The 22,314-nt window shown below is 66.0% G+C and carries 22 protein-coding genes; 8 read left to right on the top strand and 14 right to left on the bottom strand.

Going from position 1 to position 22,314, the window contains the following annotated elements:
- The first annotated feature begins 197 nt into the window (after positions 1-197).
- A complete protein-coding gene (locus DT603_RS03440) occupies positions 198-677 on the top strand; it encodes a VOC family protein (protein ID WP_162348460.1) in 480 nt (159 codons plus the stop codon).
- Between the two features lie 59 nt (positions 678-736).
- On the opposite strand, the gene DT603_RS03435 is transcribed toward DT603_RS03440, so the two are convergent.
- From DT603_RS03435 to DT603_RS03425, 3 genes are all read right to left on the bottom strand, one after another.
- The gene (locus tag DT603_RS03435; protein WP_162348459.1) at positions 737-1,789 is read right to left on the bottom strand and encodes a YihY/virulence factor BrkB family protein; all 1,053 of its coding nucleotides are present in this window, start codon (positions 1,787-1,789) and stop codon (positions 737-739) included.
- Between the two features lie 209 nt (positions 1,790-1,998).
- Complete coding sequence (locus DT603_RS03430; RefSeq protein ID WP_162348458.1) at positions 1,999-2,493, bottom strand: hypothetical protein; 495 nt, start codon at positions 2,491-2,493, stop codon at positions 1,999-2,001.
- A gap of 89 nt (positions 2,494-2,582) precedes the next feature.
- Complete coding sequence (locus DT603_RS03425) at positions 2,583-4,700, bottom strand: winged helix-turn-helix domain-containing protein (RefSeq protein ID WP_162348457.1); 2,118 nt, start codon at positions 4,698-4,700, stop codon at positions 2,583-2,585.
- Between the two features lie 150 nt (positions 4,701-4,850).
- On the opposite strand from DT603_RS03425, the gene DT603_RS03420 reads away from it, so the two are divergent.
- Entirely contained in the window at positions 4,851-6,212 is a 1,362-nt protein-coding gene (locus DT603_RS03420; protein WP_162348456.1) for a vanadium-dependent haloperoxidase, read from the top strand.
- A gap of 156 nt (positions 6,213-6,368) precedes the next feature.
- Here the strand turns inward: DT603_RS03420 and DT603_RS03415 are convergent, their stop codons facing one another.
- Positions 6,369-6,761 carry a VOC family protein gene (locus tag DT603_RS03415; RefSeq protein ID WP_162348455.1) on the bottom strand — a complete coding sequence of 131 codons (393 nt, stop codon included), beginning with the start codon at positions 6,759-6,761 and terminating at the stop codon, positions 6,369-6,371.
- 256 nt (positions 6,762-7,017) lie between these two features.
- Here DT603_RS03415 and DT603_RS03410 point away from each other — a divergent pair, with 256 nt between their 5' ends.
- The 6 genes from DT603_RS03410 (at position 7,018) to DT603_RS03385 (ending at position 14,607) form a co-directional block, all read left to right on the top strand.
- Positions 7,018-8,520, top strand: a complete 1,503-nt coding sequence (locus DT603_RS03410; RefSeq protein ID WP_162348454.1) for an ArnT family glycosyltransferase — start codon at positions 7,018-7,020, stop codon at positions 8,518-8,520.
- A gap of 339 nt (positions 8,521-8,859) precedes the next feature.
- Positions 8,860-9,723, top strand: a complete 864-nt coding sequence (locus tag DT603_RS03405) for a diguanylate cyclase domain-containing protein (protein WP_162348453.1) — start codon at positions 8,860-8,862, stop codon at positions 9,721-9,723.
- A gap of 583 nt (positions 9,724-10,306) precedes the next feature.
- A complete protein-coding gene (locus DT603_RS03400) occupies positions 10,307-11,392 on the top strand; it encodes a diguanylate cyclase domain-containing protein (RefSeq protein WP_162348452.1) in 1,086 nt (361 codons plus the stop codon).
- A 983-nt stretch (positions 11,393-12,375) separates the two neighbouring features.
- Complete coding sequence (locus DT603_RS03395; protein WP_162348451.1) at positions 12,376-12,954, top strand: cysteine dioxygenase family protein; 579 nt, start codon at positions 12,376-12,378, stop codon at positions 12,952-12,954.
- A gap of 301 nt (positions 12,955-13,255) precedes the next feature.
- Entirely contained in the window at positions 13,256-14,008 is a 753-nt protein-coding gene (gntA, locus tag DT603_RS03390; RefSeq protein WP_162348450.1) for a guanitoxin biosynthesis heme-dependent pre-guanitoxin N-hydroxylase GntA, read from the top strand.
- Positions 14,005-14,607, top strand: coding sequence for a DUF1989 domain-containing protein (locus DT603_RS03385; protein WP_246191553.1), 603 nt, complete (start codon positions 14,005-14,007; stop codon positions 14,605-14,607). Before gntA ends, DT603_RS03385 begins: the two co-directional genes overlap by 4 nt.
- 169 nt (positions 14,608-14,776) lie before the next feature.
- On the opposite strand, the gene DT603_RS03380 is transcribed toward DT603_RS03385, so the two are convergent.
- From DT603_RS03380 to DT603_RS03335, 10 genes are all read right to left on the bottom strand, one after another.
- On the bottom strand, positions 14,777-15,280 hold the full coding sequence (locus DT603_RS03380; RefSeq protein WP_162348448.1) for an REP-associated tyrosine transposase: 504 nt from the start codon (positions 15,278-15,280) through the stop codon (positions 14,777-14,779).
- Positions 15,281-15,643: 363 nt separating this feature from the next.
- Complete coding sequence (locus DT603_RS03375) at positions 15,644-15,997, bottom strand: FKBP-type peptidyl-prolyl cis-trans isomerase (protein WP_162348447.1); 354 nt, start codon at positions 15,995-15,997, stop codon at positions 15,644-15,646.
- 201 nt (positions 15,998-16,198) lie between these two features.
- A complete protein-coding gene (locus DT603_RS03370) occupies positions 16,199-16,630 on the bottom strand; it encodes a VOC family protein (RefSeq protein WP_162348446.1) in 432 nt (143 codons plus the stop codon).
- A gap of 156 nt (positions 16,631-16,786) precedes the next feature.
- On the bottom strand, positions 16,787-17,569 hold the full coding sequence (locus DT603_RS03365; RefSeq protein ID WP_162348445.1) for a hypothetical protein: 783 nt from the start codon (positions 17,567-17,569) through the stop codon (positions 16,787-16,789).
- A 106-nt stretch (positions 17,570-17,675) separates the two neighbouring features.
- A complete protein-coding gene (locus tag DT603_RS03360) occupies positions 17,676-18,518 on the bottom strand; it encodes an isocitrate lyase/PEP mutase family protein (RefSeq protein ID WP_162348444.1) in 843 nt (280 codons plus the stop codon).
- On the bottom strand, positions 18,505-18,711 hold the full coding sequence (locus DT603_RS03355; RefSeq protein ID WP_162348443.1) for a hypothetical protein: 207 nt from the start codon (positions 18,709-18,711) through the stop codon (positions 18,505-18,507). Before DT603_RS03355 ends, DT603_RS03360 begins: the two co-directional genes overlap by 14 nt.
- A 55-nt stretch (positions 18,712-18,766) precedes the next feature.
- A complete protein-coding gene (locus DT603_RS03350) occupies positions 18,767-19,027 on the bottom strand; it encodes a transposase (RefSeq protein ID WP_162348442.1) in 261 nt (86 codons plus the stop codon).
- Positions 19,028-19,136: 109 nt separating this feature from the next.
- Positions 19,137-19,847 carry a GAP family protein gene (locus DT603_RS03345; protein ID WP_162348441.1) on the bottom strand — a complete coding sequence of 237 codons (711 nt, stop codon included), beginning with the start codon at positions 19,845-19,847 and terminating at the stop codon, positions 19,137-19,139.
- A gap of 181 nt (positions 19,848-20,028) precedes the next feature.
- Positions 20,029-20,685 (bottom strand): hypothetical protein, encoded by a 657-nt coding sequence (locus DT603_RS03340; RefSeq protein WP_162348440.1) that lies wholly within the window; start codon positions 20,683-20,685, stop codon positions 20,029-20,031.
- Positions 20,686-21,071: 386 nt separating this feature from the next.
- Complete coding sequence (locus DT603_RS03335) at positions 21,072-21,974, bottom strand: hypothetical protein (protein ID WP_162348439.1); 903 nt, start codon at positions 21,972-21,974, stop codon at positions 21,072-21,074.
- Positions 21,975-22,314 lie beyond the last annotated feature (340 nt).

Genomic DNA, 22,314 nt, shown 5'->3' with positions numbered 1-22,314 from the left:
CGACGCGAGTCGCGAAGCTCGCATTGCCTGATTGCGATCATTGTCGGGTCACGTCATGTCCTGGCTTCGCGACTCGCGTCGCTCCTACATCAGAGGCCGGGCCGGCGCAGGCGCTCTGGCGGTCTTAAGGCTTCCCTAACATTCAAGCGGTAAAAAGGCGGTCCTGCGCGTTGATCCCCGCCTTCCGGAGTAACCCCATGAACAGCAAGAACACCCTCTGCCTGTGGTACGACGGCACCGCGCTCGAGGCGGCCACCTTCTACGCCCGGACCTTCCCCGACAGCGCGGTGGGCGCGGTGCATCGGGCGCCCGGTGATTTCCCCTCGGGCAAACAGGGCGATGAACTCACCGTCGAGTTCACCGTGCTGGGCATCCCCTGCCTGGGCCTCAACGGCGGCCCGGCGTTCAAGCACAGCGAAGCGTTTTCGTTCCAGGTGGCCACCGACGACCAGGCCGAGACCGACCGCTTGTGGAATGCCATCGTCGACAACGGCGGCCAGGCAAGCGCCTGTGGCTGGTGCAAGGACAAATGGGGCCTGTCCTGGCAGATCACGCCGCGTGCGCTGACCGAGGCGATCACCGACCCCGACCGCGCGGCGGCCCAGCGTGCGTTCGAGGCCATGATGACCATGGGCAAGATCGACATCGCCGCGATCGAAGCGGCACGGCGCGGCTGACGCTGGCGCGCGTGGCGGCTCGACCCGATGCGGCCGGTCGACCGCCCGCCACTCGATGATCAACCCGCCTTGGGCTTGCGCGCGCCAGCACGTGCCTTGGCGCGCTCATCCACCACGGCCGTGAGCAACGCGCCGATGAACACCACCAGCGCCGCGTAGTAGATCCACACCAGCGCCAGCACGAGGGTGCCCATCGAGCCATAGGCCGAGCCGGGATCGACGCGGCCCACGTACCAGGCGATAGCCGCGCGCCCCAGCATGAACAACAGCGCCGTGGCCGCGCCACCGCCCAGCGCGCGCCGCCAGCCGACGCGGCGGTCGGGCAGGTAGTGGTACATCAGCGCGAACGCCAGTGCATACACCAGCCACGTGGCCGCCGTCGCCACCAGCGGCAGCATCCATTCCACGCGGCCGAACAGCAGCTGCATCGCGGTGCTGAGGGTCATCGACACCACCAGCAGGAAGCCCAGCGCGAACACCAGTCCCAGCGAGAACACGCGCTTGCGCAGCCACGCCTTCAGCCCCGGCAAGGCGGTGGCGTCGGTGCGGAAGATCCGGTTCAGCACGTCCTGCAGCTGGGCGAACACCGCAGTGGCGCCGACGAACAGCAGGGCCAGGCTCCACCAGCCGGCGATGGAACCGGTGTCGGGCCGCTGCGCTGCGTTGCTGACGATGGTGCGCGCGACCTGCTCGGCTTCGCTGCCGACCAGGGCTGCGATCTGCTGCATCAACGCTTCCTGGGCGTCGGGCAGGATGCCGCTGGTCAGCCACACCAGTATCAACAGCAACGGCGCCAGCGACAGCAAGGCATACAGGGCCAGCGCGGCCGCCTGCGACAACAGGTCGGCATCGATGAACCGGTGCGCCAGCGCGACCGGCAGGCTGCCGCGTGCCACCCGGATCAGGGCCTCGATGGCCGGGCGTCGGGTGGACTTGCCACTCTGCGCGCGCGTGGCGGTGGGCTGGGTCGGATCAAGCTTGGCGGCGACCTTGCTGACCGCCTTCTTCGCCTTCGCCGCGGTCAGCACCGGCGCCGTTTCGCGTGCAGCGGCCTTCGCTCCGGGCTTGGCCCGGGTGGTGGAAGTCTTGCGGGCGGCGGGGCGCTTGGCCATCGGTCAGGTCGATGCGGTGGAGCCCATATCAATACCGGCCCCTGCGTGAAATACAGATCAGCACGCAATGGAAAAACCGACCCGCGCACGCGGGATGCCGCATCGGTGACCAGGGCGCCTGAGGGCAGGGTCATAACAGAGGGCCCCGCCCGGCCCTACGGGGCCATCGCGCCATTCAATGCGTCAATGCAGCTGGTCGATGCAGCTGGTCAGTGCAACTGGCGCACCGACATGATGCCCGCCATCGGGTCGTAGTAAAACCAGTCCTCCGTGGCATCGGCCAGCCAGTCGATGGCGTGCCGCGAGGCGGCCGGCACATGGCAGATCAGCGCTTCCCCAAACGTGTCCGGCGGCGCGACCGCAGGCGCTTCCTGCAGCATCGCCATCAGATCCGGCGGCGCCTCGCCCCACGAGATGCAGTCGGCGTCCGCGGCGGTGGCGACGGGCCAGTGCATCTTTTGCCAGAAGGCGCCACGCCCCGCGGACGACAACCGGTACGCATCGACGGACTCGCCCTCGATCACCGCGACGACGGCCTGCCAGCCCTCGCCCCCACGCTTCAACTCCCACACTGGCGCATATGCAGGCTCGCTGGCGTCGTGGCCGTAGCGACCACTGAACAAGTCGGTGGTTTCTCCTGCGGTCGCCTGGCCGACCCAGGCTGCCAGCACGACAAGCAGCGCCCTCTTCGATATCGGTCCCATGCATTCCCCTCGTGTGTTTGCTGTGTTTGCGAGCGCACGCGGGCGGATCGACTCCCTCCCCACGCGTCACTGCATTGTGGCGTGCCGCGCTAGCGCCGACGCAGATCGATCTGCACGACATCCGATTCCTCGCGCAGCTGGTCGAAGATGATTTCGCGCCCATCGGCCGAAACGTCGAACTCGCCGATGGCGAACGCCGAGCCGAAGTCGGTCAACTGGCGTTCGCGGCCGGTGTCCAGGTCGACCCGCCAGAAGTCACGCTTGTGCGCCGGTCCCCGAAGCACGACCAGCGCATTGCTGCCGGGCAGGAATACCAGGTGCCGGGTGCCCCGTGGCAGGACCAGGTCGGGCACGTCCCGTGGCTGCCCATCAGCCCCCAGGGCCTTGACCGGGAAGGTCGGGCCCACGTCGGCCCCGTTGAAGACCAGGAAGCTCCCGTCCGGCGAAAAGGTGGCGTCGCGGGAATAGTCGGCGGCGAAAGGCGTGGCCGGCGCGCCGTCCACGGGCACCTTGAACAGGCGCGTGTCGAGGCCCTGCGTGACCGCGACCAGGATCGCTTTTCCGTCGGGCGACCAGGCCGGTGCGCCGGTGACCTGCAGGTGGGCGGCCAGCGCGCGCAGGCCGCTGCCATCGGCGTCCATCACCTGCAGCCGGGTGCTGCCCCGCGCGGTCGTGGTGAAGGCGATGCGCTGGCGCACCGGGTCGATGGCCGGGCCGGCGACCAAGCGCTCCGGTCCGCCGTTCCAGAGTTCGGTCATGCGGTTGTCGGCGGTCGCGAGCCTCCCAATGCCACGGCCATCGCTGGGTGAAACCACCAGCAGATAACCCGGGCCGGCACGCGGCGAGCGTCCGCCGGCCACCGGCAGGCCGATGCGGCGGGCGTCCGTCTCACTCGCGACGCGCGCCATGACCGGCACCCGCCACAGGCTGGTCCGCGGCGTGGCCTGGGTCGCGACCAGCCGGCGTCCATTGGCGCTGGCGGCCAGCGAGGTGTACTCGGCCAGCTCCGGCCCGAGGCGATGGGCGATGCGGCGTTCGAGGTCCATGCCATGCAGCCACGGGCCCGAACCATCTGCGGCCGTCGCCAGGTAAGCCAGCGTCCTGCTGTCCAGGAACACCGGGTGGGACACGCGGGAGCCGTGCCGGGTGATGCGTTCGGCCTGGCCCCCTGCAGACGGTATTCGCCACACGTCCATGTCATCGGGCGGGCGGCCCTGGACGAAATAGATGAAAGCCCCGTCCGGCGACCACAGCGGGTAATGGCAATGGATGCCGTTGGGTGCGATGTAGATCTGGCGGCCGGCCGGCTGGCCCGCATCGGCCACGGACAGCGGGTCGCCCGGGGCGGCCGGGTGCGAGACCCGGCGCCTGCCATCGGGCGACCAGTCCACTTCGGCGACATTGTCCAGGTACCGATGTGGCAGGCCCCCAGTGGAGGGCACCGCCCAGGTATCGATGGTTTCGGCGCCGGCGGCATCCACGTTGCGCGTCCACACCGCCAGCTGCGAGCCGTAGGGCGTGAACGCCAGGCTGCGCACGGGGTTGTCGATACCGGGGACGCGGCCGCGGGTGAGGTTGCGGAACTCGCCCGTGCCGGCGCCGGTGATCCAGGCATCGAGTGGGCCGTCGCCGCTGGCAAGGAAGGCGATACGGGAGCCGTCGCGCGAGATCGCAACGCTTGGTGCCACGCCTTCGAAGTCGGTGACGCGGGTGAAGCGCGCGCCCGCCAGCGGGTTGGGCCAGTCCGCATCGGTGCGACCGGTCGACCGCCACGCCAGGCCGGCGGCGACGGCCATGACCCCGGCCACCAGCCCCACGGCCAGCGGCCAGCGCGGGCGGGCGCGGGCGGCGGGCGTTGCGTGGGCGGAGGAAATCGCCGGCGGCGGCCCCACGGCGGGTGCACCGTTCAGCCGGTAGCCGCGCTTGGGCAGGGTTTCGACCAGCGCGGCATGGCGCCGCTCGCCTCCGGCCTGGCGCAGGTGGCGGCGCAACTGGTAGATGCAGCGCGACACGACGTCATCGCCGACCACCACGCCCGGCCAGACCTCCTCCAGCAACTCGTGGCGGGGCACGACTTCCCCCGCCCGTCGCGCCAGCACCACCAGCACCTGCATGACCTTGGGGTCCAGCTGTTCGCGGCCGGCCGGCCCCACCATGGTCCCGGCGGCAGGATCAACGGTGACGTCTCCGAGGCGAAGGCTGTGCATGGCGTCCTGGACTCCCGTAGCCCGTGGCAGCCGCCGCAGGGGCGCCGGAGGACGATGTCAGCACAATATCAGCGTTTGATCATGGCTCCGGCAGCGCCAGGCCCGCACGGTGCGGCGTGGGAACCCTCCCACCCGCACCGGAGCAAGGACATGAGCCAGACCACGCACTCCCCCCACCGCGCGCCCACGGCAGCAGCCACTACCGTCCCGGACACCCATGGACCGCGACCCCGTGGCGCTTCCCTCCGCTCGCCACGTCGCTGGCTGCTCGCCAGCGCGCTGACCCTGGTGGCGCCGGCCACCGCCTGGGCCGATGCGGTCACCGACTGGAACGCCCAGGCCAACCAGGTCATCGCCACGGCCGGCGGCGCGCCCCAGCAGTTCCGGATCTTCGCGATGGTGCATATCGCCGTGCACGATGCCCTGAACGCGATCGACCGGCGCTACCGGCCCTACACCGTCATCAGCCCCGGCAACCCCAATGCCTCGCCGGATGCCGCCGTGGCCCGGGCCGCGCGCGACGTGCTGGTGGCGACGCTGCCGACGCGTGCCGATGTGGTGAACGCCGCGTACACCGCCTACATCGCGGCCCTGCCGGCCTGCCCGGCCGCATTGCCCGGTTGCGTCAGCGCGGGCGAGGCCGTCGGCGCCAATGCGGCCGCCGCCATCCTGGCCTTGCGGCAAGCCGATGGATCGGCCACGCCGCACGTGCCCTATACGCTGGCACCGGCCGCCGGTGTCTACCAGCCGACGCTGCCCCTGCCGGCCGCGCCGGCGCCGTATCCGCAGTACGGCGGCTGGGGCAGCGTCACGCCCTTCGGCCTGGTCAGCAGCATGCAGTTCCGGGCAGGCGGCAGCCCCTTCCTGAACCTGCGCGGCAAGGCCTACGCACGCGACTACAACGAAGTGAAACAGGTCGGCTCGTTCGCGGTGCGCAATGCGGCGCCCGATTCGGAAGAAAGCCGGATCGCGCGCTTCTGGCCGGGTGGCGGCCAGAACCTCAATGGCTTCACGCGGGTCATCCTGGCCGGCCGCAGCTCCGATCCCTGGGACAACGCGCGGCTGTACGCGGTGATGAACATGGCGGTGAGCGATGCACTGGTGGTCACGTTCCGCGGCAAGTACCACTACAACTTCTGGCGCCCGTACACCGCCATCCGCTGGGCCAACGATGGCAACCCGGGCACCGCGCCGGACCCGGAGTGGACTTCCTACATCACCACGCCGCCCTATCCGGACTACACCTGCGGGCTGCCCAGCACCATCGGCGCGGCCACCGAAGTGCTGCGCGATACCTTCAGGACCGATGAGGTGCCCTTCACCTACACGGCGACCGGACTGCCGCCGGCGGTGAGCCGCAGCTACACACGCCTGTCCCAGGCGGCCGACGAATCGGCCTCGGCACGCGTCTACGGCGGCATCCATTTCCGCACCGGCTGCACGGCGGCAGTGGAGCTGGGCGAGAAAGTCGGCAGGTACATGTTCCGGACCCAGTTGCGCAAGCTGCACTGAGCCGGCTGGCGGGCCGGTGCGCCTTCATTGGGCGCATCGGTCCGGGGGCGCACGAACGCCGGCGCCCACTGGATTAACCCTGAGCTCGCATGGATCAGCCCGAATCGATCAGCTTGGGCCGGTCACGAGCGGATGCAGCCGAAGCGCGTTGTTTCCTTACTTCGGCCGATGGATCGCGCACAGCTTGTTGCCATCGGGATCGCGCACGTAGGCCAGGTAGAGCTGGCCCAGGTCGCTGCTGCGCAGCCCCGGCGGCGCCTCGATGGAGGTGCCGCCGGCGGCGACCGCGGTGTCATGGAACTGCTGCACCTGCTCGGGCGAGGTGCACTTGAAGCCGATGGTGGCGCCGTTGGCGCAGGTGGCCGGCCCGCCGTCGATCGGTTCGCTGACGCCGAAGGAATTGCCTTCGTGGCGATAGAACAGTCGCTGGTGGCCGCTGGGCGCGCGATTGCGGAACGGTTCGCCTGCGCCCAGCACGCCAAGCACCGCGCCGTAGAAACGCGCGGAGCGCTCGATGTCGTTCGACCCGACCATGATGTGATTGAACATGTGTGCCGTCCTGGTGAAGTGGGATCAGGTGATCGCGGCCATCTTCCTGCATTGGCCGGCATTGGGGTGCAACGGCCTGCCGACAACCGCGCGCCGGATGCTACTACGCTCGACGTAGCAAGGCGCTGCTGCTCCACGCCACGCGATGTGCAACTCCGGCCCGATGCTGCCGGCAACCGTCCCGATGGCGCCCGGAAGGCCGCACTTCCTGCGTTGGGCAGGGGGACTCCAGCGCTCTGTCCGTAGGGAAAAAACGATGCTTCGCCTGCTGCGTTCGGGCCGATCCTGGGTGGCGGTACTGGCGCTGGTGCTGGCGCTGGGGTTCCTCGGCACCCGCGACATATGGGATCCCGATGAGGGCCGCTATACCAACGTCGCGCTGAACATGCTCGACAGCGGCGACTGGCTCGATCCGCACCGCAACCACGAGGTCGACCACTGGACCAAGCCACCGCTGACCTACTGGGCCGTCGCCTCCAGCGTGGCGGTGTTCGGCCGCAACCCGTGGGCCGCGCGCCTGCCCGCGGCACTGGCCTATCTGCTGACGGTGTGGCTGACGTGGCGCATCGCGCAACGGCTGGCACCGGGTTCGGAGGCCCAGGCCGCGGTCATCTACGCCACGATGCTGTTGCCGTTCGGCGCCTCGCAGGTGATCACCACCGACTTCATCCTCACCGCCAGCGAAACGCTCGCGGTCTGGGCCTTCATCGAGGCACGCTTCGGCGGCAGTCGGCGGTGGCAGCCCTGGCTGGCGCTGATGTGGGCCGGCTTCGCGCTTGCTTTCATGACCAAGGGGCCACCCGGGCTGCTGCCGCTGCTGGTGCTGTTCGCCTTCAACGCGCTGATGCCACGGCAGGCGCGTTTCCGCACCGTGCACTGGTGGGGCCTGCTGGTGTTCGTGCTGCTGGCGTTTCCCTGGTACGTCGCCGTCATCCTCGACAACCCGGGCCTGTTCGGCCACCTGGTAGGCGACGAGGTGGTGAGCCGCGTCGCCACCGACGAATTCGGCCGCCATGGGCAGTGGTATGGCTGGCTCGAGGTCTACCTTCCGACCCTGCTGGTCGGCACCCTGCCCTGGACCGTCAGCCTGGCGCGCTGGCTCCGCGCCCTGCCCGCGTCGCTGCTTCGCTGGTGGCGCGATCGTGCTGGCCGCGAGGCCAACGCGGCCGACCTGCTGCTGGCGCTGTGGGTGCTGCTGCCGCTGCTGGTGTTCTGCCTGGCGCGATCACGGCTGCCGCTGTACCTGCTGCCCTTGTTCGCGCCACTGGCGGTGGCGATGGCCGCCCAGCGCCTGCACGCGGGCCAGGCCCTGCCGCGCTGGCCCTGGCTGCTGGGCTGGACCGTCGCGCTGCTGGCGCTGAAGTTCACCACCAGCCTGCTGCCCTCGTCCAGCAACGCGGCCGAATGGGCCGGCCAGATCCGCGCCCGGGTCGATGGCCCGGTTGCCGAAGTGGTGTTCATCGAAGACATGCCGCACTACGGCCTGCACCTGCACCTGGGCGCGCAGGTGGAAAAGATTTCACTGCTGCCGGGGCCGCGCGCGGCCTTCGACCCGGTCAACGACGGAGACCTGGCGCAGGAACTGGCCGAACGCGAACGCGATGTCATCTGGATATGCAAACAGACGCGCTGGCCGGAACTGCGCGATCGCATCGCCGCCCTGCACTACCGCGCGATTCCCCTGGGCGCACCGTACCGGGGGCGGATCCTCTTTCACATCGAACCCTTGCCAGGCCCGGCCCCGCCGCTTCCGCACTGACAACGGCCGGCGCGTCCCCAATCCCGGACCGCGCGCGGCCGCAGCCCCTGCCGCTCATGCCATCACCCTGCGCCGCCGTGCAAGGCCTGCCGGAACATGGGCGCTAAGCATGCCAGGTCGAGGCACTCGCCGGTCACGTCGTCGATGGGAGGGTGTACCCTGCCGGCAACTTCGATCCCGCGATGAACCGCACGCGTGTGCATGCGTTCAGGCGCGAGGTTCATCTGGACTTTGTCTTACCGACCGGTGACTGTCGTCACATTCGGTCATCACTCCACCGGTTGCATACTGGTTTCAATTGAACGCACCACGACCGGGCGCCAAGAACCCGGGAATTCCATGACGGCTACATTGCCACCGCTGACCGAAGTACTTGACCTGTTGCCCGATGCGGTCTGCATGGTCGACGCCGACGGCCGCTTCGTGTTTGTCAGCGCCAGCTTCGAGCGCATTTTCGGCTACACCCCCCAGGAGGTGCTGGGGCTGCTCGCCTTCGACCTGGTGCACCCCGATGACCGCGCGGCGACCGTCGAATCGGCCCAGCGGGTCATGGACGGCACACTGCAGCGCCATTTCCGCAATCGCTACATCCACAAGGACGGCCATAGCGTCGACATCCAGTGGTCGGCGCAATGGCTGCCGGAATACGGCGTGCGTATTGCCTCTGCCCGCGAAGTGTCCGAACTGCGCCGGGCCGAACTGGAGCTGGAACACCTTGCCGGCCACGACCCGCTGACCGGCCTGCCCAACCGTCACCGGCTGCAGCGCGAAATGAAGTTCGCCATTTCCCATGCGGCGCGCACCGGCGAGGGCCTGGCCGTGGTCTACCTGGACCTGGACGGATTCAAGGCCGCCAACGACCGCGCCGGCCACGAGGTCGGCGATCGCCTGCTGCGCGAAGTCGCCCAACGCCTGCAGCACGGCCTGCGCCAGGGCGACCTGGTGGCGCGCGTGGGGGGCGACGAATTCGTCGCCCTGCTGCGCGGCTGCCGCGATGCCGAAGCCGCACGCGTCGTTGCCGACGGCCTGCGCGCGCGCCTCGGCCCGCCCTGCGCGCTGCCCGAGGGCCTGTTCCAGCTGGATGCCAGCGTCGGCATCGCCTGTTTCCCGGCTGATGGAACCGACCCCGATACCCTGCTGGCGCACGCCGACCGCGCGATGTACGCGGCCAAGCGCCTGCGGCTTGCGCTGCCATCCGGCTGAAGAACCCCCGCCACGACCGCCTGCGTTGGTGTGTTGGCGTTGGCGACCGGGCCTCTGCATACCCACGCGTGGGTCTCTGGGTGTGGCGCGTGACTCTCCGGGGCCCGCGCGTGGGGTTCCCGAGTGTCACGTTCGGGCCTCTGCATACCCGCGCGCGGGACTCAGAGTGTGGCGCGTGACTCTCCGGAGCCCGCGTTTGGGGTTCATGAGTGTCGCGACCGGGCCTGTGCATACCCACGCGTGGGGCTCTGGGTGTGGCGCGCGACTCTCCAGGGCCCGCGATTGGGGTTCATGAGTGTCGCGGCCGGGCCTGTGCATACCCACGCGCGGGACTCTACATACCCGCACGTGGGTGTTCGAGTGTGGCGCGTGGCCCGCACAGGCTTGCGCATGGGGTTCGGGCGCGCGTTGTGGTTTCCCTGCGCAACCGGTCGAAGTCATTGGAGCTGCGGCGGGCCGCTCCCGGATCCGGCCTGGCCCGTCATCTGCTTTTACGGGCTTCCGACCATAGTGCCGCCCCGCCTGTTCCCACTCCCCTGCCGGCCACCTCCCCCTGGCCGCCTTCTTCCGGCTTGCCTCGCCCATGACCCCCACTGTTTCTCCCTGCGCCCCGGTTTCTCCCGAAAGCGGGCATGCCGCGGCCACCGAACTTGCGCGACTGCGTGCCGAACTTGAAGTGGTGCGGAGCGAACTGCGCGACTGCCAGGAATCGCACGAACGCAACCACGCCTCGCTGTGCGCGATTGCCGACGGTATCGCCATCGTCGACACGCAGGGGCTGGTGACCTGCCTCAACCCGGTGGCCTCGCACCTGATCGGCTGCAAGGAAGACGCCTGCCTGGGCCGCCCGCTGGCCAAGGTCGTGCAGTTCATCGATCACCAGGGCTGTTCGGTCAACGTGCTGGCGGAGGGCTTCTCCAGCGACCCGGACGCCATCGTGTCGCTGGTGCGCCGCGATGGCCACGTCATCCTGGTGGACGGGGCGGTCTCGCCGGTCCATGCCCGCGACAAGCGCGCGCTGGGCACCGTGGTCACCTTCCGCAATGTCACCGCGGCAACCAAGCTGGCGCGCGAGCTGAGCTACCACGCCAATCACGACACCATGACCGGCCTGCACAACCGGCGCGCCTTCGAGGCGCAACTGCAGCGCGCCATCATCAACGCCAGCGAATTCGGCAGCCGCAACGCGCTGCTGTACCTGGACCTGGACCAGTTCAAGGCGGTCAACGACAGCGGCGGACACCTGGCCGGCGACGAGTTGCTGCGCCAGCTGGCCGTGCTGTTGCGCAAACAATTGCGCGAACACGACACGGTGGCGCGCCTGGGCGGCGACGAGTTCGCCGTGCTGGTGGAAAACAGCACATCCGCCGACGCCGCTCTGGTGGCCGAGAAGATCCGCAATGCCGTGGTCGACTTCGCCTTTTCCTGGGACGGCGGCGAATTCCGCATCGGCACCAGCATCGGGCTGGTGGAATTCAGCGACGGCGAGCGTCATGTGGAGGAGCTGATCGAACTGGCCGACAGCATGTGCTATGTGGCCAAGGATCGCGGCCGCAACTGCGTGGCCATCCACGATGCCGCCGGCACCCGCACCGTAACGGCCGGCCAGGACGTCTCGCACCGACCCGGCGCGCGCAGGGAAGAGAACGCGATCCTGCGGAGCGGTTAAGACACAGACGTCCGTTCTTCAGATCGCCCCTCCCAGGAAGTTTGAAGCTGACGGAGGGCGGGTCTTGACCCGCCATGATCGAAATCGCAAATCTGCGCGTGCCGTTGCTCGTGGTACGCAATGGCGCGATTCAAATTGCGAAGGACGCCTTGCCTACCGCGTCGAAGTACCCATCAGCGTGCGGGTTCCTGAGCTCCCATGGCGGGTCAAGACCCGCCCTACTCTGCCATCCGGATAACGGTGGGCGGGTCTTGACCCGCCATGATCGAAATCGCAGATCCGCGAGTGCCGGTGTTCGTGTTACGCAATGACGCGAATTCAAATGGCGAAGGACGCCTTGCCTACCGCGTCGAAGTACCCATCAGCGTGCGGGTTCCTGGGCTCCCATGGCGGGTCAAGACCCGCCCTACTCTGCCATCCGGATAGCGGAGGACGGGTCTTGACCCGCCATGATCGAAATCGCAGATCCGCGAGTGCCGGTGTCCGTGTTACGCAATGGCGCGATTCAAATGGCGAAGGACGCCTTGCCTACCGCGTCGAAGTACCCGGCAACGTGCGGGTTCCAGAGCTCCCGTGGCGGGTCTTGACCCGCCCTACTCTGCCATCCGGATAGCGGAGGGCGGGTCTTGACCCGCCATGATCGAAATCGCAGATCCGCGAGTGCCGTTGATCGTCTTACGCGCGTCGATCCATGGAATCCAAAGCCACGCCGTGAAAGAGGAAGAGGCCAGCAGGACGGGATCCAGAGGAGTGCGGGAAAACTTTCAAGGCCGCAATCCCGCCATGCTGGCATTACCAACGCAACGCGGTGTCCGGGACGTCAAGCCACGCCCCGTGATCTTTATAGCCACGCCGCGCGCCGGCGTCACATGGCCAGCTTGCATATGCTGATAACCGTTCGGCGCGCCAAAGGGCGGCCTCTTTAACATCGGTCTAACCGCTGCCCACGCAGATTGGACCCACCCCCTGCAGCGAGCCTCGCCATGAGCCTGCCCCTGTCCGCGCACGGACGTAAGTTTCCGCTTCTGGACGACATCATCGCCTTCACCGATATCGCCATGCGCTCGCGCACCCAGTTCGCGCAGCTGGAACTGCTGAGCCAGGGCATCACCAGCATCCTCAGGACAAGGATTTCACTGCCCGCCTACCTGCTGGTCAGCGACCCGTGGAGATACGTGCGCCAGGAGCTGTATCGTTCCGAAGAACTCGGTTACCAGATCGTCGCCATCACCTGGGCGCCCGGCCAGACCAGCGGCATCCATGACCATGGCGAGATGTGGGGCATCGAGGCGATCCTGGCCGGCAGCCTGGAAGTGACCGACTACGCCATCGATCAACAGAACAACGCGCTGGTGAAGATGCATCGGCTGGGCAGCAGGATGCTGGAAGCAGGCGATGTCATCAGCCTGCTGCCGCCCCACGACCTGCATTCCTGCCGCAACCTGCGCCACGCCACCACGGTGTCGTTGCACATCTACGGCAAGCCGCTGGAGGTGATCCGGCGATTCGTCGCTTCCGGAGACGCCTACCGGGAAGACAAGGCGAAGTTGCACGTGGTGTGAGCATCGCGATGCTGCGGGATTCATCGTAATGCGGGTCCTGGCCCACCACCAACGAAGCCGCAGATCCGCGTGCGGCGCGGAACCATTACGTTCGCCGTAGCGAAAGCGGATCGCTGGACAATCCCGCCGATCGCATCCGTGCAATTGCAGACACTGCACATGGCCGGGCAACGCTGCGTTTCCGGCAGGAACGTACGCAGCGCATGAAGACTCCCCTCGCTTTCGTGCACGGGGCCTTGTCGATCCGTTGCCTAGGCTGCGCCCATCCGGTTCGCATGCGACCTTTACATCCTCACTTCAAATGAACTATTGCCCTCGAGCATCCAGCGACGACAGCTCCATCACGGCCTATGACGCCGAACCGACGACCACCGACCGTCGCGACTCCGGTGAACGGACCGCGCAATTCCTGGCTTTCGTCGGCGACCCGTCGTTCCCCTGCGTTGGCTCGAAGGCGGCACTGGCACGCGGCGCGATCCATGCGGAAGAATTCGGACGCCTCGGTGACCGCGCAAATGACATGCCGTTGCTCGATGCGCTGGCACAGTTCGCTGCACGCCTTGATGGCGTCGATGCGGATGACACCACCATCCATTCGTTCGTTGCCCTGTTCGATGGCCCGCAGGACACCGACGAGCGCCGGTTCGAGGCGATGCTGTGGTCACAGCTGCAGCGCCTGCACGACCTGGACGCGCGTCGCGGTACGCGCTGGTCTTCCGGCGTCAGCAGTGACCCGGACGATCCGCGTTTCAGCCTGAGCCTGGCGGGCCACCCGTTTTTCGTGATCGGCCTGCATCCGGGCGCGTCGCGGCTGGCGCGCCGGTTTGCGTGGCCGGCCATGGTCTTCAATTCGCACCGGCAATTCGAACAACTCCGCGTCGATGGCCGCTACTCCAAGATGCAGACGGCCACCCGCGCGCGTGACGTCGCGTTGCAGGGGTCGATCAATCCCAACCTGTCCGACTTTGGCAGCGCGGCCGAAACGCGCCAGTACAGCGGCCGCGAGGTCGACGCGGACTGGACATGCCCGTTCCGGGTGAGGAGCGGGCATTGAACGCCGAAGCGATCCAGCGCATCGCGCCCTGCTCGGGTCATGCGATCGAGTTGCGTGCCGGCGACCAGCTGGTGGTCATCGACCCGCTGGGCCAGCAGGTCAGTGACCTGACGGCGTTCTCGCTGGAAGACCGGGTCGAATACCTTTCGTCGGGGCGCTCCATCGATTACGCGTCCAAGCTGTGGCTGAGCACCGGCGACGTGCTGTATTCCAACCGCAGCCGGCCGATGTTCACCATTCTCGAAGACACCTGCGGCCGCCACGACTTCACCCTGACGCCGTGTTCCAAGCGGATGTTCGAGCTTCTCTACGGAGAGACCGAAGGCCGCCCGGGGTGCGAAGGCAACCTGGCCGCGGCGTTGGCGCCCTATGGGATCGATGTCGACCGTATCCCGGTCGCCTTCAACATTTTCATGAATGTCTCGGTGGATGGCAGCACCGGGGCGGTCGCCGTGCTTCCGCCCTTGAGCCAGGCCGGCGACTTCATCCGCCTGCGCGCCGAAATGCCGATGGTGGTGGCAATGACCGCGTGTTCGGCCGGCCAGTCCAACAACTTCAGTTACAAGCCGATCGACTTCCGGATCGAGCGGGCCTCGTGAGCGTCAATCAGCCCGTTTGAACGCAGCGCCTGTGGCAGGCGCGTTCGACTGTGAAGCGCGCGCGCTTACTCTGGTCCGCTACCTGCTTCAGCTTCGAAGCCGAAAATATGCGAGCCACTTTTTTGATCCGCCTCACGCGCGGTGATTGAACGGACGAAACTGCCCCCGTTTATGCCGGCCCCGCCCAGTCCGCCGGGTAGACCCCGCGGGCAAGCCACTGCCTGAAACTCGAGTGCGGCCACTCGAAGGCGGTGGACGCATGGCCGTGCTTGACCGGGTTGTAGTGGATGTAGTCGAAGTGGCTGCGGAAATCGGCCTCATCCCTTATCACGCGCTCCCAGTAGCGCCGCTGCCAGATGCCGCGTTCGGACTTGCGACGACGTCGTTCCGAACACCGTTCGCCCTTCGGCAACGAACGCGAGAATGCCGTCTTGATGTGGCGCCATCGCGTGGCGATGTCGTCATCGCCTGCTGGCAGCCGCCAAAGGCAGTGCAGGTGGCCGGGTAGCACGACATACGCCGGCATGAGAAAGGGGCGGGCCGCCCTGGCCTGGGCAAAGGCGTCGCGCAGCGCGTCGATGTGCCCGGTGAGCAGGTCACGCCTGCGTTCCAGCAGGTTGACGGTGAAGAAGTAGGTGCCGCCAGGCACCCAGACGCGTCGGTAGTTCGGCATGCGATGCAGCATCGCAACGTTGCTGCCCCCGCGTAACCGGAAAACCCCACCTTGTTCCGTCAGGCTTGTGCGGTGGCGTGCGGTATGCCGCGCCGGCCATGGCGGGTCGAGACCCGCCCTCCTCATGGCACCGATGCGTAGGGCGGGTCTTGACCCGCCACGAACGACATCGCAAATCCGTGAGCTGAGTTCGGCCTGCCTGCCCGCGCTGGCTACCGCCTTTTCGCGGTGTCGCAGGCAGCGAGTAGCGCGGGCAAGGCCAAAGAGTCCGTCACGCAGCTTGTACCGGGGCGCTCCGGGCACCTCTTTAGGTTCCAGCATCCAGCACCCCGGGTGCGCTGCGCTTACCCGGGCTACGTGGCTTCAGGCGCCCAGCAGTTCGACTTCGAACTTCAGCGTGGCATTGGGTGGAATCACGCCACCGGCGCCGCGCGCACCGTAGCCAAGGTTGGCCGGGATGATCAGCGTGCGCTGGCCGCCTTCCTTCATGCCCTGCACGCCTTCGTCCCAGCCCTTGATGACCATGCCACCGCCCAGCGGGAATACGAAGGGTTCGCCACGGTCCTTGCTGGAATCGAATTTTTCACCTTGGGTGTCGTTTTCGTAGAGCCAGCCCGTGTAATGCACGGTGACGTTGCGGCCGGGCGCGGCCTCGGCGCCGGTGCCGACGACGGTGTCTTCGAACTGCAGGCCGGAGGCCAGTGTGGTGAATGCCATGAAGTTTCCTTTTGAGCCTGGTGGTTTCGTGGCGCGTAGTTTAGCGCTCGCGTTGTTCACGAAAAAAGAATTTCCTGGGTGGGCCATGGCCCACCGCCTTTACGCTTCAGACTTGCCCTGCGTCGAGACAGGAGCGGTGGGCTCAAGCCCCTACGGGATCACCGGATCACGGGACTGCCAAGGTGCACGGTGGCGCACCCTTCATGTGCGCGAGGCCGGAACCGTGTTCACCATCCACGGCACGCCGAACCGGTCGACCAGTGCGCCATAGCCAGGGGACCAGAAGGTCTCGCTGAAATCCATGACCACCTTGCCGCCTTCCTTCAAGGCATCGAACCAGCGGCGTGCCTGGGCCGGATCGTCGGTATGCAGGGTGACATCGAAGCCGTTCTTCGGCTTGTCGATGTTGGGCGCCCACGCGGTGTCCATGTCCGCCCCCATCAGCGCCTGGTCGCCGACGTCCAGCCAGCAATGCATCAGCCAGTCCTTGTACTTCGGATCGCTCACCGGCATGTCAGGCGGCGCCTCGCTGTAGGGATGGGCGGCGGTGATCCTGCCGCCGAGTACTTGCGCGTAGAACTCGAACGCCTCGCGACACTGGCCGCGGAAACTGAGACTGGTCACGATCTTCATAACGGATCTCCTGTCTTTTTTTGGCCCTGCAGGCTGCCATACGAATGTTTAAGCCGGCATGACAGTTTTGATAATGCGCAGTCCACGCCGGCGCACGTGGGGTTCCAGTGTGCAGCGCACCGGCTGCATGCCTGGCCGCGGCGCGTTGGTTCCAGGTCAGTCGTCGAGCGCGAAACCACGCTGCGCAGGATCCCAGCGAATGGCCACGCGCTCGCCCTTGGGCAGGGGTTCTTCGTCGGCCGGGTCGCAGTCGCCGTTGCACAGCCCCATCATCAGCTCGGCTTCGCATTCCCACTCGCCGGGCTTGGCGCCGGGAAGCCGCCGGCAGGATTCCTTGCGTGCATCGAACACCTTGGCATGCAGGAGCAGCGGCTGACCGGTGGCAGTCAGGGTCATGGGAAGGCCGCCGGCCTGCTCAATCCGCTCGTATCTCTCGATGGCGATGCGGCGCACGTCCGAGGCGGACGGCTCATCAGCAGGGACGGACTCTTCGGCGACCGGCGCATCGCCACCTGCGGCCGCAGCCGCGACGATCGGCGTGGGCGACTGGGCGGAGTCGTTGGTCGCAAAGCTGCGCCCGCCGAGCTTGGCCTGAAGGGCAGCCGCCCACTGCATCTCGAACCCGTCGGGTGCCTTGGCCAGCAGCCAGCCCTCGGCGCTGCGCCCTTCAAGCGTGAGGCCGTAGCGTTTGATGAGGGCCACGGCGTCGTCCAGTTTCCCCTCCTCGGGCTGCACCACGACGCGTCCGGGAAGAAAGGTACCGGGCGGGTCCATGGTGTTTTCCCGCGCATATTCAGTGCCCTCGACGACCAGCGTGGTGCCGTCATAGTCCACGTATTCGTTGCCGTCCGGACCGCCGCCGCAACCGGCCAGCAGTGCCAGGCACAGGACCCAACCCACCACACGCCCGCCACGGGCGGCCCGCTGTACGCAATGCATTCGATGTTTCCCCTCGGCGCCGTCATGGCACCGTCCCCGCCGATAGTCTGCCATGGCGGTCGGAACGCACGAAGCAGGTCGCCGGGGTGCGCTGCGCTTGTCCGGGCTACGCCGGCTTTGGCGTCGGGTGATCGAACAATGCATTCAACGTGGCACCCGGCGTCGCAGCTTCCAGCCCGGCGAAGCTTCCCTGTTCCTGCAGCAGCCGGGTGGCCTGCATGAAGCCGCCCCAGGCGGCGCGCGCCAGTGCACCGCCCAGGCTGACCCGGCGCACCCCCATCGCGGCGATGTCCTGCAGGGTGAACGCACTGGTGCCACCCACCAGCAGGTTGACCGGCTTCGGTGCCACCGCCGCCACCACGGCCTCGATGTGGGCACGCTGCACGATACCCGGCGCGTACAGGCAGTCCGCCCCCGCATCGGCATAAGCGCGCAGGCGCACCAGGGTGTCCTCGATATCGGGTTGGCCAACGAAGAAGTTCTCGGCGCGTCCGATCAGCATCACGTCCGCACCAGACCGGTCGATCGCCGCGCGCGCGGCACGCAGCCGGGCCAGCGCCTCGTCCAATGGCCTGAGCGGCTGGGAAGGATCCGGACTGGCGTCTTCGATGGACAGCCCGGCCACGCCGGTGTCGATCGCGCGCAGGACGGCCTGTTCGACGTCGGCCGGGGTCTTGCCGAAGCCATCGCCAAAATCCGCATTCAACGGCAGGGACGTGGCAGCGGACATTTCACGCAGATGCGCCAGCACCTGTTCCAGGTCCTCGGCCCCATCGGCCTTGCCCTGGCTCCACGCATGCCCGGAACTGGTCGAAGCCAAGGCCTTGAAGCCCACACTTTGCAGATAGCGCGCGCTGCCGATATCCCAGGGGTTGGGCAGGAGGAAGCAGCCGCCCTGGTGCAATGCGCGGAACTGGCGGCGGCGTTCGCTGGGGTCAGGCGTGGACATACAGGGAATCTCCGGGGACGGTCGAGGCCGCGGCGTCAGGTCTGCGCAGCGAGTAGCGCAGCGCGTCCGCGACCGGCGTCGTGCCCGTGGTCGGCTCGATTATCACCCGCGCGATGGCGGGTCGCTCGATCAGTGCCACCAGGGTGAAGAAGTCTGTTGCGCCCGGCATCCGATTCCAGCGATATCCGACCATCAGGCAAGCAAGTAGCAAGTAGCCCGGTTAAGCGCAGCGCACCCGGGGAAAGCCGTCACCGTTCGCCGAGCTCACCGATGGCGTCGTCCGGAGCGGCCCAGTCCAGCGGCAACCAGCCCTTGTCCACGTAGCGATGGAAGGTGGAATGCGGCCAGTCCTTCACCGCCTCCACCAGCCCATGCTTGAGCGGGTTGATATGCACGTAGTCCACGCGCCTCTGGAGTTCCGCCTCGTCGCGGACGGTGCGCTCCCAGTAACGGGACTGCCATGCGGATGTGGAGAGATCGTAGGATGGGTCGAGCGTAGCGACACCCATCACGCGTGACGCATCAATGCCGCCATGAGCTTAGGAAAATAGATGGTCAGTTTGGTGCTCTATCGCTCCGGGCAGGAAGAGCGATGGGTGTCGCTACGCTCGACCCATCCTACGAGGCCCCAGGTTGCGTCGATATCGAAGGCGTCGCGGCGTCCTTGCCTGCGGCGATCCAGCGGGTGGCGGCATCGCCCATCAGGGCCACGCCGACGAGGGCGAAAATCCAGAGCGTGGCTTCACGAGCGCCCCGCCGCAGACGCTCGCGCCAGCGGGCGAAGCGTTCGTCGCTACGTTGTCCCAGCACCGCATGCAGGCCAAGCAGCAGCAACGGCGGCGCCACGAAGATCAGGTTGTAACCCAGCAGCAGCGGCAGCCACTGCGCGGGTCCAAGTTTGTCGCTGATCATCAGGGCGATGGCGGCGAAGTAAGGCAGCGCGGTGACCAGTTCGGCGGCAGTCACCGCCATGCCCAGCAGGAAGAAGCCCAGCCGTTTTCCGGTGGCCGGCAGTTTGGGTTCGGGTGCCGCGTGGGCAGTGGACGGCGCAAAGATGGCATACACCAGCAATGCGGCGCCCAGCACGCCCTGCACGATAAGGGCAACCGGATGGTCCAGTGCCTGGCCCAGGCGCTGGCTCAGCGCGGTGAAGCCCAGCATCATGGCGATACCCAAAGACAGGTAGGTCGCCACTATGCCGGCCACGTAGGGCAGCAGTCGGGACGCGGGCTGCGGGCGGGAAAGCAACCACAACGCCACGACCAGGGCGGAGGGATTCAGGCTGTCCAGCAGGGCCAGTAAAAACAGGCTAGGCAGCAGGGTTTCCATTCGAGCAGGGCATCCGGGGTTTTGCGCAGGCTACCGCAGTCGCCCCGCCTGCATCGCCTTCGGACCTGACTCTGGACCAAAAGGGGTCAGGTTCATTTCTTGAGTGAAAGAAAATGAACTTGACCCCGTTTTACCGCGGACACTTAATTGCCTCCGTCCCTTTAACTCCGCCTTACGCACGTTAAGCGACTACAGGCGTACGCTTCACGAGCCGACGCAGACCAATCAATGAGGATGGTGCTGCATCTACTTTGGCTTTCAAAGCTGCGCTGACAGCGGTAATGGCGAGCCCCCGCTTTGCGCCAGCTACTGACGTGGCTAAACCAGTCAGCCAATCAGTCACTTGGTTGCCTTGGGCCTTCGGATGGACAACAAACACCCAAGTCCGACCATCGGCCTTGAAGGCGACCTCATTGATGTAGGCGAAGTCTGGGAAGGTCTTCCGGATTAGCTTGATAATGCCATTGATGTAGACGGGGCTAGATCCCAATAGCACCACCACCTTGGCGGTGAAAGGCATTGAAGGCAGGTAGGTCTGCACGCAACGTTCTAGGATGCTATTGGACCAAGGATCGGTGGTTGCCTTAGTCATGATTGTGCCGCTGGTCTTCCAACTACCTTTCTCCCACATTTCAAGGCTGCAGCGAGAAATCGAGGAGTAGCCAACCCGCTTGCTAAACCGGGTCATGGAGGAATCGATCGACTGCCCCAGCTCAAGCCCAAGACTCGCCAAGATCTTCGCCATGGCTGGACGCATGCCGATATAGGCGACCTGATCGAACTCCCGCTCCCTGGCTGCACGCGCTTGGTTGGCTCCCATAGAGAAGCCGAGCACCATGACCTCTGGGTTGGTTGCGCCCCAATACGCAGGCCAATTAGTTAGGCGCCATTGATCGTTATGGGTGATTTGGGTCTTTGAACCTGTGAAGCAAAGTGTGCAGGTGTGGCAACCGTGTTCGTATCCAGCAATTCCCATGAGACACCTCAATTATGTCGTCGGTGATCATTACGGGTTCTCTGGGAGGTAAACGCAACCGCGAAAACTATGCGGCGGGCCTGCTTCTGAAGCTGGCCAGAATGGCTAGCTTCATTTCCTAAGTAGAAAGAAATGAACCTGACCCCTTTTTCCACATTCCTTTGTCGGTTGCTGCTGTCGGATATTAAGACGAGAAATGAGAAAGAGATGGTACAAGAAATTAAGCTAACCGCTTTTCTGGGCTTCTTTTAATGCTGAACAGGTCGGCGTTCGACAGTCTCTGACACTGTCTGGCTTTCGGTTCTGCCGTTCCGACCCTTGGTTTCCACCTTGGTTACCTTTGTCCGCCTCCATATATTCCCGGCGAGGTCCGTGTCCATAGTGACTGAAATGGTGCCGGATACTTCTTCCTGGGCACGCTCCCGGAGTGCCGCGTCCAGCGTCACCGGCTTCTGTGTCATCTCCCCGAGAGCAACATCGGATTCGGCGCGAGCGCGACGGAATACGTCAGGGTCGATTTCCAGTACGACAGCAAACGTCGCTCCGTCGGGTCCGGTCGATTTCCTCGTCAACACTCCAGGGCTTCTTGCTTTAGCGTCCCGGTAAGTATCTCCCGCCTGCATCCCAGCGGATCCAAGATCGTACGATTCAACCAACTCGATCACCGACTCTGGTTCGCATTCGATACGAAATGCAGCCCATGTAAAAATCCAGCGCCCACACGCGGCACGAGTCCACCCGGCGGCCTTGAGCCAACCCTCTATTCGCTCTTCGAGTTCGGAGCGGTTGAGCAACTCCATCGATCCGCTGGTCGGCTTGAAAACTCGCACAGGAAACTGCCAGTTGCGCGCTCTCTCCTCTGCTGTGGCTTTCTTCGGAAGATCAAACTCCAGCTCCGAACCGCCTTCGCGCACTCCTATCACGCGTTCGACAACGGCATCCCGACCGCTGGAGCTTCCCGAGGAGCCATCACTGGTCTGGTCGGCGGTCTGGTAACTCATGCTGATTTCAGACTCCTCGCCGACTTTCGCTGCGGCGTGTACTGACTCGCCGCGCGCAGCGTTGGCCAGCAAGAGCAGAGTCGCAATCGTGGCTATGAGAAGCATGCCCTGCGAAATGAAATGCATCTGGAGCTTGTTGGATTTATCCATTTATCGAGATTACTCCAACAAGATAAAATGTCCGAAACATGGCGGATACCGCCTTCCGCCATACACTGACGCAACCGGCAGTATGCGGCCGGGGTCGCGCCGAAGAGCTATTAGGATGTAGCGAGCGCTGAGAAAAAGATGTCGGGTTGATTTTCTTTAATAAAAGAAATGAACCTGACCCTTTTTTATCGAAGAAAATGAACCTGACCCCGTTTTTGACCACCGGACTGAAAAGGGTCTGGTTCATTTCATGAGTAAAGAAATGAACTTGGACCCCTTTTTCCGCGGGGTAATGCCAGAGCCTGCCCGTACTTGATACCGGGGCCGCACCCGGCACACG

The sequence above is a fragment of the Pseudoxanthomonas gei genome (genome assembly GCF_010119615.1).
Lineage (GTDB): Bacteria > Pseudomonadota > Gammaproteobacteria > Xanthomonadales > Xanthomonadaceae > Pseudoxanthomonas_A > Pseudoxanthomonas_A gei.
This window is presented reverse-complemented; position numbering and strand designations above follow the sequence as displayed.

Coding starts and splice junctions, on each gene's coding strand:
- DT603_RS03440 (WP_162348460.1), top strand. CDS start 198: ATGAACAGCAAGAACACCCTCTGCCTGTGGTACGACGGCACCGCGCTC.
- DT603_RS03435 (WP_162348459.1), bottom strand. CDS start 1,789: ATGGCCAAGCGCCCCGCCGCCCGCAAGACTTCCACCACCCGGGCCAAG.
- DT603_RS03430 (WP_162348458.1), bottom strand. CDS start 2,493: ATGGGACCGATATCGAAGAGGGCGCTGCTTGTCGTGCTGGCAGCCTGG.
- DT603_RS03425 (WP_162348457.1), bottom strand. CDS start 4,700: ATGCACAGCCTTCGCCTCGGAGACGTCACCGTTGATCCTGCCGCCGGG.
- DT603_RS03420 (WP_162348456.1), top strand. CDS start 4,851: ATGAGCCAGACCACGCACTCCCCCCACCGCGCGCCCACGGCAGCAGCC.
- DT603_RS03415 (WP_162348455.1), bottom strand. CDS start 6,761: ATGTTCAATCACATCATGGTCGGGTCGAACGACATCGAGCGCTCCGCG.
- DT603_RS03410 (WP_162348454.1), top strand. CDS start 7,018: ATGCTTCGCCTGCTGCGTTCGGGCCGATCCTGGGTGGCGGTACTGGCG.
- DT603_RS03405 (WP_162348453.1), top strand. CDS start 8,860: ATGACGGCTACATTGCCACCGCTGACCGAAGTACTTGACCTGTTGCCC.
- DT603_RS03400 (WP_162348452.1), top strand. CDS start 10,307: ATGACCCCCACTGTTTCTCCCTGCGCCCCGGTTTCTCCCGAAAGCGGG.
- DT603_RS03395 (WP_162348451.1), top strand. CDS start 12,376: ATGAGCCTGCCCCTGTCCGCGCACGGACGTAAGTTTCCGCTTCTGGAC.
- gntA (WP_162348450.1), top strand. CDS start 13,256: ATGAACTATTGCCCTCGAGCATCCAGCGACGACAGCTCCATCACGGCC.
- DT603_RS03380 (WP_162348448.1), bottom strand. CDS start 15,280: ATGCCGAACTACCGACGCGTCTGGGTGCCTGGCGGCACCTACTTCTTC.
- DT603_RS03375 (WP_162348447.1), bottom strand. CDS start 15,997: ATGGCATTCACCACACTGGCCTCCGGCCTGCAGTTCGAAGACACCGTC.
- DT603_RS03370 (WP_162348446.1), bottom strand. CDS start 16,630: ATGAAGATCGTGACCAGTCTCAGTTTCCGCGGCCAGTGTCGCGAGGCG.
- DT603_RS03365 (WP_162348445.1), bottom strand. CDS start 17,569: ATGCATTGCGTACAGCGGGCCGCCCGTGGCGGGCGTGTGGTGGGTTGG.
- DT603_RS03360 (WP_162348444.1), bottom strand. CDS start 18,518: ATGTCCACGCCTGACCCCAGCGAACGCCGCCGCCAGTTCCGCGCATTG.
- DT603_RS03355 (WP_162348443.1), bottom strand. CDS start 18,711: ATGGTCGGATATCGCTGGAATCGGATGCCGGGCGCAACAGACTTCTTC.
- DT603_RS03350 (WP_162348442.1), bottom strand. CDS start 19,027: ATGGGTGTCGCTACGCTCGACCCATCCTACGATCTCTCCACATCCGCA.
- DT603_RS03345 (WP_162348441.1), bottom strand. CDS start 19,847: ATGGAAACCCTGCTGCCTAGCCTGTTTTTACTGGCCCTGCTGGACAGC.
- DT603_RS03340 (WP_162348440.1), bottom strand. CDS start 20,685: ATGGTGCTCGGCTTCTCTATGGGAGCCAACCAAGCGCGTGCAGCCAGG.
- DT603_RS03335 (WP_162348439.1), bottom strand. CDS start 21,974: ATGGATAAATCCAACAAGCTCCAGATGCATTTCATTTCGCAGGGCATG.